Origin of the sequence: Rhodococcus sp. HNM0563, assembly GCF_012726195.1 — a bacterium.
In the GTDB taxonomy this organism is placed as follows: Bacteria; Actinomycetota; Actinomycetes; order Mycobacteriales; family Mycobacteriaceae; genus Rhodococcus.
In genome coordinates this window covers 330,710-342,673 of the sequence record NZ_JAASAF010000003.1, presented here as the reverse complement: position 1 = coordinate 342,673, position 11,964 = coordinate 330,710, and the positions used below count along the sequence as shown (strand labels likewise).

The following is an 11,964-nucleotide window of genomic DNA, read 5'->3' as shown; positions in this document are numbered from 1 at the left end:
AAGAAGCGGAAGCCGTGCTCGTGACCGTCATCACAAGTACGGTTGGGGTCGTTCAGGATGGATGGGGGTTGCGGATGTCGGTAGACCCGTCTGCGGTCATCGTGGCAGTGGCCACGGCAGCGAGTGCGCTCGTTCAAGGAGCGGACGTACCAGCAGAAGTAAAAGATCAAGTCACACAAGCGATCGAGTCGTTCGAGGCGGGGGCACCGGACACCGACAAGCAGGTCGAGGACTTCGTCGCGTCGCTACCCGAGCAGGTACAGGGACAGGCCCAGCAGGTGGTCGCCGACACCACCGACTCGGTCGCGGCGGCCATCGAGCCACACCTGCCTGAGGAGGCGATCGAGGCGCTCCGGCCGCAGGAACCCCCACCGGAATCTCCGATCGCACCGGCGGCCCCTGCCCCGCGACCGAGCGCGTTCGGAATCGCGCCGGTGCCACAGGCGCCGGTACTCGGCCCGCAACCCACTGCCACGATCGGTGGCGTCACCCTGCCCTCGATCCCGGCGATCCTGCCCGGCACAGGTCTGGCGCCCATCGGTGCGATCGCGGTGTTCGCCCCGTGGCTGCGCAAAGCCGGGGAAATCTGCGACGGGATCACCGCGCCGGTCCTCGCAGCTTTGTACTCGGCAGAGAACGGCTTCCGGTTCGGAGCTACCGCGCCCGTGTCTCCCGTGGGCGCGAAGGGGCCGGGACAGTTCATGCCCGGCACGTGGCGCGAGTACGGCAAGGACGCCGACGGGGACGGCAAGATCGACATCCTCGGTATCGCCGACCCCGTCATGGCCTCCGGCAACCTGCTGTGCGACAACTACAAGCAGATCGACGATTGGAAGAAGCGCGGACTCGTCGAGGGCAACACGTTGGATCTCACGCTCGCGGCCTACAACGCGGGTGCGGGTGCCGTCCGTCGGTCGGGCGGCATGCCATCCGGGTCGCCCGACTACGAGAACCAGACCAAGCCGTATGTCGCGAAGATCCGTGCCACCGAGGCAGCGTTCTCCCGACTGCTGTCGCCGTTCTTCGGCCTCGGTCTGGGTGGTACGAGCGACGTCGGCAACCGTGTGGTCGATCTCGCCTTCAAGTTTTTGGGTCTGCCGTACGTCTGGGGTGGAGGCAACATCCACGGCCCGTCCGGGGGCGGTTTCGACTGCTCGGGCCTGACGTCGTACGCGGTGCACGCTGCGACCGGCATCACCCTGCCCCGCACCTCGGAAACCCAGTGGCACGTGGGCACCGAGATTCCGCTCGAGCTCGCCCGCCCGGGCGACCTCCTGTTCGGCAACTGGCAGGCCGGCGGCCCGGGCCACGTCGCGATCTACATCGGCGGCGGCCAGATGGTGCACGCCCCGACCACCGGTGACGTGGTGCGTGTCGGCACGGTGTTCCCCGACATGAAGGCGCGTCGGATCATCTGACGCTGCGTGAACGTCGGAATCAGCCGTGGTACGGCTCTGCGGAAACCAGCGTCACCTTCATCGTCTTGCCGTTGGGCAGCGCGTACTCACGTGTCTCGCCGACCTTGGCCTCGATGAGGGCATTGCCGAGCGGGGAGCTGGGCGAGTAGGTCTCGAGCTCGCTGTTGCGCGCGCCCTCTTCGCGGGTCGCGATGAGGAACGTTTCCTTGTCGGATTCGTCGCCGTCGTAGTACACCGTGACGACCGAGCCGGGCAGCGCGACACCGGACTGCGTAGGTGCGACGCCGACCTTCGCGGCGCTCAGCAGCTCCTGCAGCTGACGGATGCGTGCTTCCTGCTGACCCTGTTCTTCGCGGGCGGCGTGGTAACCACCGTTTTCCTTGAGGTCACCTTCTTCACGCCGCTCGTTGATCTCGGCCGCGATGACGGGACGATTGGCGATGAGCTGGTCCAGTTCCGCCTTGAGGCGGTCGTGGGACTCCTGTGTCAGCCATGTCACCTGGGTCTCGGTCATCATCGATCACTTCCTTCGGGTTGGAGCCCCCGGCTCCGTGGACAAGTCGTGCATACGCAACGACCGCAACAGCACGACCCGCGTCGTTCCCCCCTGGAATGTGGCGAACGGGGTCGTACTGTCTCTAATGCAGCAATACACGGCCCCAATGGGTGGAACCGTGTATCGGCCTATTCTAGCATCAGATCTGGATTACGCGCGGAAAGCGCAGCGTAACGGCATCAGATCAGGGTGCGCGGAGGTATTCCGGAACGTTGAAGCTGCAGCCGTAGCCGTCGCCCATGCCGGGGCGCTGTGACGTCTTGACCGTCGACTCCAGAACCACCGTCGATGAGTCCGACGCCGGGATGAGGACTTCACGTCGTCCGGTTTCGCTGCCGTCCCGCGATCGCGCACGGACGATGCACACAGCCTCCTGCGACGGGTCCTGTCGCGTGACCGACAGCTTGATATCGAGGGTGTCGTCGTCGACGACGTTGAACGCCACCACTTCGTATTCGATCTCGGCAGGTCCGAACTGCTGGTACATCACGAATCCGAGCCCGATTCCAGCGAGGACGCCGAGGGCGGTGAAGCCCCACTTCTTGCCGCGAGTCGTCCGTGTCTTCGACGGGTATCTCGCGCTGCGTCGGGGTTGTTCTGCAGTATCGGTCATCATTTTCTTTCAGGCCCGGGTCGAAGTTCGGGTGCTCCCGTGGGGCCACGGCTGACGGAGGAGCGCTCAGGTGGAACTATAGGGGAGGGATTCGGACGGCCCGCACCGGCGGTCGCCGCCCGGTCCCGAGATGTACACGACGGTGAGGTGGAGGAAACACGTGAGCGGACTACGGCTCATGGCCGTGCATGCCCATCCCGATGACGAGTCGAGCAAGGGTGCCGCCACGACGGCCCGCTACGCGGCAGAGGGGAACGACGTGCTCGTCGTGACCCTCACCGGTGGCGAACGAGGAGACATCCTCAATCCTGCGATGGACGTGCCCGGTATCCGGGATCGTATGCCCGAGGTTCGTCGCGAGGAGATGGCGACGGCAGCGCGTCATCTCGGCGTGCAGCATCGCTGGCTCGGTTTCATCGACTCCGGCCTTCCTGAGGGTGATCCCAAGCCGCCGCTGCCCGACGGGTGCTTCGCGGTGGTGCCACTCGACGAGCCCACCCGCAAGCTCGTCGAGGTCATACGAGAGTTCCGCCCGCACGTCATGACCACGTACGACGAGAACGGCGGCTATCCGCACCCCGATCACATCCGTTGCCACGAGGTGTCGATGGCGGCATACGAGGCGGCGGCAGATCCGAACTACCATCCCGAACTCGGCGAGCCGTGGGAAGTGAAGAAGGTCTACTACTCGCACGGCTTCATCCGCAAGCGCATCGAACTGTTCCGCGACGAGTACGAACGCCGAGGCGAACCGTTCCCGATGGAGGAGTGGCTCAGCCGGTGGCGCACTGAGCAGGGCGACCTCATGGCACGGGTCACCACGCAGATAACCTGTGGTGACTACTTCCCGAACCGCGACGACGCGCTTCGGGCACACGCCACCCAGATCGATCCGAACGGGTCGTTCTTCGCGGTTCCGCTGGACATCCAGCAGAAGGTGTGGCCGACCGAAGAGTTCGAGTTGGCAAAGACCCGCGTCACCACGACGATCCCCGAGTCGGATCTTTTCGCGGGTATCGAGGACGGACAGGTGAGATGACGTTAGGCACGCTGGCAATCGAGGTTCTCGCACAGGAACCCACCGGCCCCGAGTTCGGTAAGGCATCGCCGGTCGGGTTGGCACTTGTGCTGGTACTGCTCGTGGCCATCGCCCTGCTCATCTGGAATATGAACAAGCGGCTGAGCAACCTTCCCGAAAGTTTCGATACGGACAGCCCAGAGGCAGACCAGGCGGCAGACGAAGGCACCGACCGCGGCGCCGCCGCTGCGAAAACGACGAAGACGGACGAGGCTTCTGCAGAGACGGACAAGGCGAACAAGACGGGACACAGCACCCCCGAGACGAGCTGATCGCACGTAGCGTGAGGGGATGGCGAACAGGCTTGCCGAGTCTCTCAGCCCATACCTCCGTCAGCACGCGGACAATCCCGTGCACTGGCAGGAATGGGGCGGCGACGCGCTCGCCGAGGCCCGCGACCGGGATGTGCCGATCCTTCTGTCCGTCGGCTACGCCGCGTGTCACTGGTGTCACGTCATGGCGCACGAGTCGTTCGAGGACGACCACACCGCTGCGCTGATGAACGAGCATTTCGTGTGCATCAAGGTCGATCGGGAGGAACGTCCCGACATCGACGCGGTGTACATGAACGCAACGGTTGCGATGACGGGGCAGGGTGGATGGCCCATGACCTGCTTCCTCACCCCCGGCGGGGAGCCGTTCTACTGCGGCACCTACTACCCGAAAATGCCGCGGGGTGGGATGCCGTCGTTCGTCCAGTTGCTCGGTGCGATCACTGACACGTGGCGAAACCGCCGCGACGACGTTGCGAAGGCTGCTGCGGCGATCGTTGCCGAACTCCAGCGCAGTAGTGGCGGGCTGCCGCCGGGCACCCGGATGGTCGGCCCGGAGCTTCTCGACGCGGCTGCGGCGACGGTCGCGTCGGACGAGGACAAGGTTCACGGCGGTTTCGGTGGTGCACCGAAGTTCCCGCCGTCGAACCTGTTGGAGGGCTTGCTCCGCGGATACGAACGCACGAGGGACGCAGCGACGCTGCGGCTCGTCGAACGCACCGCCGAAGCCATGGCGCGCGGAGGCATCCACGACCAGCTCGGCGGCGGATTCGCCCGCTACAGCGTCGATACCGGTTGGGTCGTGCCGCATTTCGAGAAAATGCTCTACGACAACGCGATGCTTCTGCGCGTGTATGCGCACCTGGCTCGGATCACCGATGCGGCTCTGCCGCGCCGTGTCACGAAGGGCATCGCCGGCTTCCTGCTCCGCGATCTCCGTACCGAAGAGGGGTGTTTCGCGTCCGCCCTCGACGCCGATACCGACGGCGTCGAAGGCCTGACCTATGTGTGGACGCCGCAGCAACTTGTCGACGTTCTCGGCGACGAGGACGGAGCGTGGGCAGCGGAAGTGTTCGCCGTCACCGACACCGGGATGTTCGAAGCCGGGACGTCAGTCCTGCAGCTACCTGCCGATCCGGACGATCAGGTTCGTACGGATTCGGTTCGTGTGCGTCTGTTCAGGGCGCGGTCGGTCAGGCCGCAGCCGGGTCGCGACGACAAGGTGGTCACCGCATGGAACGCCTTGGCGATCACCGGTCTCGTCGAGGCGGGCCTTGCGTTGGGAAGGCCGGACTGGGTGGACGCTGCCGCAGACTGTGCGCGTGGGCTACTGAATCTGCATCTGGTCGACGGCCGCCTCCGGCGCGCATCGCTCGGCGGGTCGGTGGGAGCGCCCGCCGGTGTGCTCGAAGACCACGGCGCCTTGATCACCGCTCTTCTCGCGTTGTATCAGGCCACCGGTGAGGTGCGGTGGCTCGACCCTGCCCGGCAGTCGGCCGACGCCGCGCTGACCTACTTCGCCGATCCGGACAGGCCGGGCAGCTGGTTCGATACCGCTCACGACGCCCAACAGCTCGTGACGCGGCCGCGCGATCCCGTCGACGGCGCGACACCGTCCGGTGCCTCGCTGATCACCGAGGCGATGCTTTCCCTGGCCGCGGTGGTCGACGACGGGGACCGCTACGCGGAGGCCGCACACGCGTCGTTGAGTGATGCGTCGCTGCTGCTCGACCGCGCTCCGCGCTCGGCCGGACATTGGCTCACTGTCGCCGAGGCCGCGGTGCGTGGTCCGATCCAGGTGGCAGTGGCCGGCGAGGGTGAGCTGCTCCGGGCCGCGCGACGGGAGGCCCCGGGTGGATCGATCGTGGTCGGCGGCGAGCCGGACTCGTCTCCACTTCTGCGCGACCGCCCCCTCGTCGACGGAGAGCCCGCCGCCTATGTCTGCCGAGGGTTCGTGTGTGACCGGCCGGTCGGTTCGGTGTCCGCGTTACGCGAAGCGCTGGCCCGCTGACCGGGTTCGCGGCAGCACCAGACGCTAGGGCCACACCAGAGAGCTGCGTGCTCCGAGGAAATCGCCCTCACTGGTCACCGGTGCCTCGAGTAGTCCCGCGCACGCGTCGATGAGGAAATTGGCGAAGCCAGTCCAGTTGGGCGGGGTCTTCTCGGACTCGAGGCGCGCCTCGTAGTCGGCACAGAGATCGGTGACGATGCGACCGAGAATCCAGGATCGGCCGGTGAGGACCGAAGGCGGGATCTCGGTGAGTAGCGCACGCACGCGCTGGATGAGATCGTCCACGACCGGATCGGCCGTGATGGCGCCGGCCACGGTCTCGGTGACCGACGGAACGCTTCGCATCTGGCGGAGGAATCTTGCACGCCAACCTGGGACAGGCATCGATGCGAGCTGGTCGGTGAACGGAACGATCAGGCAGCTCAAGAGATCTCGTAGGCCGGATTCCGGGGCGAGCATCGAGACGAGCTCGCGTCGTCGGGCGTGGGTGTCTTCGGAGAACCGATGCAGCATGGCGCGGATGAGTTCGTCGCGTCCGCCGAAGTGGTAGTTGACTGCGGAGTGGTTGGAGTTGCCTGCGTGTTCCGCGATGCGCCGGTTCGACACTGCGTCGATGCCGTGTTCGGCGAAGAGTTCTTCAGCGGAGTCGAGCAGGGTCTGCCGAACTCGATCGCCGTAGCTGCCCATGTCCGCTTCCGTCACTTCCTGTGTCGATCGATGGTCCCCGCGGTATGTGGGACGAACGTCACCAGTCTTGCAGCTTGGGGGATTTAAGACACCTAGCGTAGCATTTTTAAGTCACTCAACGTAATTATTCGAGGAGTATTGCAGATGTCCACAACCTTCCTCGAGCAATCTGTCAGCGGTCCGCCGGGCGATGACGAGGCTGCAGAAGCCGACCTTGCTCGTGCACGCAAAGAACAGATCGGACGTGTAGTCGCGATCTTCGTCATGCCCTTCCTGATGGTCGGGATGATGATCACCGGGTACCTCTTCGCGATGCACGCCCCGGCTCCGAACAACATGCCCATCGCCGTTGCCGGTACGAGCCAGCAGGTGGAACAGTTCGCTCGGTCGCTCGAGGATGCCGACCCCGATGCCGTCGACGTGCGCATCGTTACGAGCGACGAACAGGCCCGCGATCTTGTTTTCGACCGTGAAGTTGCAGGCGCCGTCTCGTTGTCGGACACCGGCTCCGCCACGCTGTACACCGCCGGAGCGGCAGGAGCATCCCAGTCGTCCACGGTCACCGGCCTGGTGGCTCCCCACGTGATCGGCCAGGGTCTCGACCTCGTCACCGAGGACCTGGCACCGCTGCCCGACCACGACACCGCCGGTCTGGCGGCGATGTTCATGGCGACCGGTCTGATGCTCGCCGGGTACATGCCGTGGAGCATCACGCTGTCGAACTCGCCCGAGCTGCTCCGAAAGCGACGCGCGATCCCTCTGCTGGCCGGCTGGTCCGCGCTGATTGCCGCCCTCGTGTGGTTCGTCGCCGATCCGGTGCTCGGCGCCGTCGAGGGGCACACCGCAGCGGTTCTCGGAATCTCCTGGCTCGCAGTGTTCGCGGTGGGGTCGGTGCAGTTCTTCCTCACCCGGATCTTCGGTCCGATGGCGGTGCTCGTCGGCATGCTCTTCGTCATGGTGCTCGGTGTGCCCGCATCCAACATGGGCATGTCGATCTACACGCTGCCCTCGATGTACGTGAACTTGCACTCGTTCCTGCCCACCGCGGCCACCGGCGAAGCGCTCCGCTCCGTCCTGTATTTCGACGGCGTCGGGCTCGGTTCTCACATTCTCGTGATGGTGATCGGTGCAATTCTTGCGCTCGCTGCGGTATTCGGGATCGACGCGATCAAACGCAAGCGGAATCCGGATGCCGGCGACCCTGAGATCACGGTCGCCTCACTCACTGCAGGACCGCGCCCGCAACGCAATTGGGTCCGGTACGTGACGCTCGCAGCCTTCCCGCTCGCCATGGTCGTCATGATGTTCTCGATCATGCTCGGTGCGATGTACCAGCCGGCACCCCGTGAGATGCCCGTGACAGTAGTGGCCGCTACCGAGGATGTGGCAGAGCAGGCGGTCGCAGGCCTCGAACAGAACATGGACGGCCTCTTCGAGTTCACCGCGTCGGCATCCGTAGACGAAGCGCGTGCCGCCGTGCAGGATCGCAGCGTCGTCTCGGCATACGTGCTGCCGTCGGCCGATTCGCCCACCGCGACGTTGATCGCGAACCAGTCGGCAGGGATGAGCCAGCAGCAGGTCGTGTCGATGACGTTCGAGCAGGTGGCCGCAGGCCAGCAGGTCCCGCTGACGATCGAGGACATCGCCCCGCTGCCGGGGTCCGACACCATGGGCACGGTCGCGATGTACGTCGCGATGGGCTGGATCATGTCGGGCTTCATGCTCGCCGTCGTGGGCAACAGTGCCGCTCCGGCGGCCATGCGGCTCAAGACGCTGCTGCCGATCGCCGCAGGCTTCTCGGTGTTCATGTCGCTGGTCGTGTGGGTGATTGCTGCTCCGCTCACCGGCGCCGTCGACGGGCACTTCCTGCAACTGTTCGGTACCGGAGTGCTGGCGATCTTCACGACGTCGATGTTCGCCACGTTCCTCACGAGGTTGTTCGGCATGCTCGCCGTGGTCCCGGCAGTCGCAGTCCTGATGTTCCTGGGTGTGCCCGCGTCGAACGGCGCAATGTCGATCTTCATGAGCCCGGAGATCTTCCGGGTGCTGCACGACGTCCTGCCGATGCCCGCGGCGGTGGAGTCGGTCCGGTCGATCATGTACTTCGGTGCGGACAACGTCGGCGGCCACCTGGTGACGTTCGTGATCTGGGGTGTCGTCTCGCTCGTATGCGTGATCGCGGTCGACCTGGTTCGCGCTGGTAAGCCCGTGCAGGAGGCCGAGGTCTAGCGTCCCGCACCCGTCGATTCGCTGTGCTGGTCCGGTCAGCGGGTTTCGGCTCTTATCGGGCCACCTCGCGACGGTCGTCGGCGAGCCGCCGTGTGCGGCCTGCACGGTCGAGCTGATCGAGCAACGGCAGCACCACACGTCGGGTCGTCCCCAGCCGCTCCCGCGCGGCACTGGTCGTGAACGGCTGCTCCAGCTCCCGAAGCAGTGTCACGGCTGCGTCGGCGGCGTCGGGAAGCAGGACGATCCCCGGGCCGACCCGCCACAGTTGCCCGCTGCGGTCGGCCGCTCCCAGAGCCCGGTCGTCCAGGCCGAGCTCGCGGAGCCGGTCGGCTGTCGGGGCGACGAACGGCGCCGCGAGGAGATCGCGGCGTACCACGTCGACGGCCGTCCGGACCTTGCTCGGCAGTACCTCTGTTGCAGGTCCGGCGACCCGGCCCCCGACCACGCGGAGGGGTGGGCGTACCAGCGCCCGGACCACATCGGAAGTCGGAAGTCGCAGCTGTGACGCCAGAACGGTCAGCGGGACGGCCGGATCCAGCGGATGCGCGTGAGCATGCTGCTGGACGAGTGCGGGCAGCCGATCGGCGACCGCTCTTGCGAGGGCGGGTGCGACGAGCCACGGTCCTATGGCCAGGTGGTCGCCGGCCTCCTCGGGGATGCCCAATCGACGCAGCTGCTCTCGGTGCAGAAGTCCGCGGCGGGCGAGTTCGTCCGCCAGCCTCGCAGTGCCGTCTGCGCCCGCGAGCTGCCGGGCCCGGCGTGCCGCGGCACCGCGTCGCCGGAGGCGTGGCGGGTCGGGATCGAGCACGTCGGCACGCCAGATCATCCGGCGTCCGGGGTCGCGAAGCAGGGCGCGGTCGCCGATGCGGAGAGGCAGCGCCCGGTCGAGGGTGAGCCTGACGAGATCGTCCCCGAGAGGGCGGCACCGGACTGCGACATCCACCGCCCCGATATGCAGCACCGGAGCGACCGGAGGCCGGTCCGTTCCGGTGATCCGCACGTCCACGACGGAGGTGTGGTGCCATGCGCCGGGTGTCACGAGCACACTGCCCCGGACCACGTCGTCGACCCGGCCGCTCAGATTGAGCGCGACCCTGGCCACGCCGCTCACTGCTGTCTCGTCGCTACCGAGCGCCTGGACACCGCGCACCCGCACAGGCGTGTCGCCGACGGCGAGTGTGTCTCCGACGCGGACCGTCCCGGCGGGCAGCGTCCCGGTGACGACGGTCCCCGCTCCTCGCACGGTGAACCGGCGGTCGACCCAGAGCCGGACGTCGGCGTCCGGATCCGGATCGGGCAGCTCGGCGACCATCGCCACCAAAGCCGAGCGGAGGTCGTCGAGCCCCATCCCGGTGTGGCCGCTCACGGCGACGACGCGAGCCCCCGCCAAACCGGTGCGGGCAATTTCCGCGGTGGCCCGCGCGACAGCGGGACCCGGATCGATGAGGTCGGCGCGGGTTACCGCGACGACGGCGTGCCGCACTCCGAGAGCGTCGAGCGCGGCGAGGTGTTCTGCCGCTTGCGGCATCCACGGGTCGTCGGCGGCCACCACGAACAACACGGCCGGGACCGGTCCCACTCCGGCGAGCATCGTCGTCAGGAAGCGCTCGTGTCCGGGGACGTCGACGAAAGCGACCTCTCCCACGTCCGGCCAGGACGTCCAGCAGTAGCCGAGCTCGATGGTCAGCCCTCGCCGCCGTTCCTCGGCGAGCCGATCGGGGTCGGCGCCGGTGAGCGCTTCGACCAGCGTGGACTTCCCGTGGTCGACGTGGCCGGCGGTCGCGATGACGTGCATCAGCGTTCTTCGCGGCCGGCCGCGCACCTTACGGCGTCGATCAGGTCGGCGTCCTCGTCGGGAGCGACCGTCAGCAGGTCGAGCAACAGCCGGGCGCGCTCGACTCGTCCGACGACAGGTTTCGCGCCGAGTCGCAATGGGCCGGCGAGGCGTTCGGGCAGGGCGATCGCGACGCTGGGCAGGATGACGTCCGGGGCACCGCCGCCTCCCACAACACCGTCGGAGTCGACCACTTCCGGCTTCAACTCGGCCGGGAGCCCGGCGCAGATCGTCCGCGCCCGGGTGCGGAGATCGTCCGGCCGAACGGCCAATGCGGCCGGCACCGGAGGGGTCGGCCCCGCCAGGGTCGCCTCCAGCGCCGCCAAAGTGAGCTTGTCGACGCGAAGTGCACGAGCGAACGGGTCGCGGCGAAGCCGCTCCACCAGCCCCGACTCGCCGAGCAGCAGTCCGGCCTGCGGACCTCCGAGCAACTTGTCGCCCGAGGCGGTCACGAGTTCGGCTCCGGCGCGCAGCGCACTGGCGGCGTCCGGCTCGTTCGGCAGACGCGGATGTGGGGCCAGCAGCCCCGACCCGATGTCGACCACCACCGGCAGGCCCAACCCCGCCAGCTCCCGGACCGGCACCGACGACGTGAAGCCGCTGACCGTGAAGTTCGACGGATGCACCTTGAGAACGAAGGCGGTGTCGTCGTCGACCGCCGCGGCATAGTCGCTCAGACGCACCCGGTTGGTGGTACCGACCTCCCGCAACCTGGCGCCCACGGACTCCAGCAGTTCCGGGATCCGGAAGCCGTCGCCGATCTCGACCAGCTCGCCCCGCGCGATCACGATCGAGCGGCCACCGCGCGCAAGCACCCGGGCGACCAGTGCGAGCGCGGCTGCGCCGTTGTTCACCACGTGGACGCCTCCGGCGTCGGGCACCTGCTCTGCGAGGGCCTGGAGGGCGCCACGCCCGCGCCGGCCGCGCCGACCCGTGGCCAGGTCCAGTTCGACATCGGTCGCGCCTGCCGCCGCGGTCACGGCGTCCACCGCCGCGCGGGAGAGCGGGGCGCGGCCGAGATTGGTGTGCACCACCACCCCGGTCGCGTTGACGACGCGGCGCAGGGTGGTCGCCCCGTCGGGCAACGATGCGACCGCTTCGTCGGCGACGGCGGCCGGTTCGATCTCGCCGGCGCGGCACCGCTGCTGGGCCGCGGTCACCGTCTGCTTGACCAGGCGGGTGCCGAGCCGGTCGACGGCTTCACGCAGTCGCGGGTCCGCGAGGATCTGGTCGGTGCGGGGGGTGCCCCGTCTCGGGTCCGGCACG

The 11,964-nt window shown here is 67.4% G+C and carries 10 protein-coding genes; 5 read left to right on the top strand and 5 right to left on the bottom strand.

The window, feature by feature from the left end; translation table 11 throughout:
- The first annotated feature begins 74 nt into the window (after nt 1-74).
- Nucleotides 75-1,418 (top strand): NlpC/P60 family protein, encoded by a 1,344-nt coding sequence (locus HCA61_RS08590; protein WP_169687733.1) that lies wholly within the window; start codon nt 75-77, stop codon nt 1,416-1,418.
- 19 nt (nt 1,419-1,437) lie between these two features.
- On the opposite strand, the gene greA is transcribed toward HCA61_RS08590, so the two are convergent.
- Complete coding sequence (gene greA / locus HCA61_RS08585) at nt 1,438-1,932, bottom strand: transcription elongation factor GreA (protein ID WP_169687985.1); 495 nt, start codon at nt 1,930-1,932, stop codon at nt 1,438-1,440.
- A gap of 226 nt (nt 1,933-2,158) precedes the next feature.
- A complete protein-coding gene (locus tag HCA61_RS08580) occupies nt 2,159-2,587 on the bottom strand; it encodes a DUF4307 domain-containing protein (RefSeq protein WP_169687732.1) in 429 nt (142 codons plus the stop codon).
- Between the two features lie 160 nt (nt 2,588-2,747).
- On the opposite strand from HCA61_RS08580, the gene mca reads away from it, so the two are divergent.
- The 3 genes from mca to HCA61_RS08565 are packed head-to-tail and all read left to right on the top strand — an operon-like array spanning nt 2,748 to nt 5,948.
- Nucleotides 2,748-3,626 (top strand): mycothiol conjugate amidase Mca, encoded by an 879-nt coding sequence (mca, locus tag HCA61_RS08575; RefSeq protein WP_169687731.1) that lies wholly within the window; start codon nt 2,748-2,750, stop codon nt 3,624-3,626.
- Nucleotides 3,623-3,937, top strand: a complete 315-nt coding sequence (locus HCA61_RS08570) for a hypothetical protein (protein WP_240959042.1) — start codon at nt 3,623-3,625, stop codon at nt 3,935-3,937. The genes mca and HCA61_RS08570 overlap by 4 nt, the downstream gene beginning before the upstream one ends.
- Nucleotides 3,938-3,956: 19 nt before the next feature.
- Nucleotides 3,957-5,948, top strand: a complete 1,992-nt coding sequence (locus HCA61_RS08565) for a thioredoxin domain-containing protein (RefSeq protein WP_169687730.1) — start codon at nt 3,957-3,959, stop codon at nt 5,946-5,948.
- Nucleotides 5,949-5,972: 24 nt separating this feature from the next.
- Here the strand turns inward: HCA61_RS08565 and HCA61_RS08560 are convergent, their stop codons facing one another.
- Nucleotides 5,973-6,635 carry a TetR family transcriptional regulator gene (locus HCA61_RS08560; RefSeq protein ID WP_169687729.1) on the bottom strand — a complete coding sequence of 221 codons (663 nt, stop codon included), beginning with the start codon at nt 6,633-6,635 and terminating at the stop codon, nt 5,973-5,975.
- Nucleotides 6,636-6,779: 144 nt separating this feature from the next.
- On the opposite strand from HCA61_RS08560, the gene HCA61_RS08555 reads away from it, so the two are divergent.
- Nucleotides 6,780-8,864 carry an ABC transporter permease gene (locus HCA61_RS08555; RefSeq protein WP_169687728.1) on the top strand — a complete coding sequence of 695 codons (2,085 nt, stop codon included), beginning with the start codon at nt 6,780-6,782 and terminating at the stop codon, nt 8,862-8,864.
- A gap of 52 nt (nt 8,865-8,916) precedes the next feature.
- On the opposite strand, the gene selB is transcribed toward HCA61_RS08555, so the two are convergent.
- Together selB and selA are read right to left on the bottom strand one after the other, a co-directional pair.
- Nucleotides 8,917-10,659 carry a selenocysteine-specific translation elongation factor gene (selB, locus tag HCA61_RS08550; protein ID WP_169687727.1) on the bottom strand — a complete coding sequence of 581 codons (1,743 nt, stop codon included), beginning with the start codon at nt 10,657-10,659 and terminating at the stop codon, nt 8,917-8,919.
- Complete coding sequence (selA, locus tag HCA61_RS08545) at nt 10,659-11,963, bottom strand: L-seryl-tRNA(Sec) selenium transferase (RefSeq protein WP_169687726.1); 1,305 nt, start codon at nt 11,961-11,963, stop codon at nt 10,659-10,661. Before selA ends, selB begins: the two co-directional genes overlap by 1 nt.
- Between the last annotated feature and the right edge of the window lies 1 nt (nt 11,964).

What these genes read in the sequence shown, in the direction of transcription:
- HCA61_RS08590 (WP_169687733.1), top strand. Translation starts at nt 75, where the DNA reads ATGTCGGTAGACCCGTCTGCGGTCATCGTGGCAGTGGCCACGGCAGCG.
- greA (WP_169687985.1), bottom strand. Translation starts at nt 1,932, where the DNA reads ATGACCGAGACCCAGGTGACATGGCTGACACAGGAGTCCCACGACCGC.
- HCA61_RS08580 (WP_169687732.1), bottom strand. Translation starts at nt 2,587, where the DNA reads ATGACCGATACTGCAGAACAACCCCGACGCAGCGCGAGATACCCGTCG.
- HCA61_RS08570 (WP_240959042.1), top strand. Translation starts at nt 3,623, where the DNA reads ATGACGTTAGGCACGCTGGCAATCGAGGTTCTCGCACAGGAACCCACC.
- HCA61_RS08565 (WP_169687730.1), top strand. Translation starts at nt 3,957, where the DNA reads ATGGCGAACAGGCTTGCCGAGTCTCTCAGCCCATACCTCCGTCAGCAC.
- HCA61_RS08560 (WP_169687729.1), bottom strand. Translation starts at nt 6,635, where the DNA reads ATGGGCAGCTACGGCGATCGAGTTCGGCAGACCCTGCTCGACTCCGCT.
- HCA61_RS08555 (WP_169687728.1), top strand. Translation starts at nt 6,780, where the DNA reads ATGTCCACAACCTTCCTCGAGCAATCTGTCAGCGGTCCGCCGGGCGAT.
- selB (WP_169687727.1), bottom strand. Translation starts at nt 10,659, where the DNA reads ATGCACGTCATCGCGACCGCCGGCCACGTCGACCACGGGAAGTCCACG.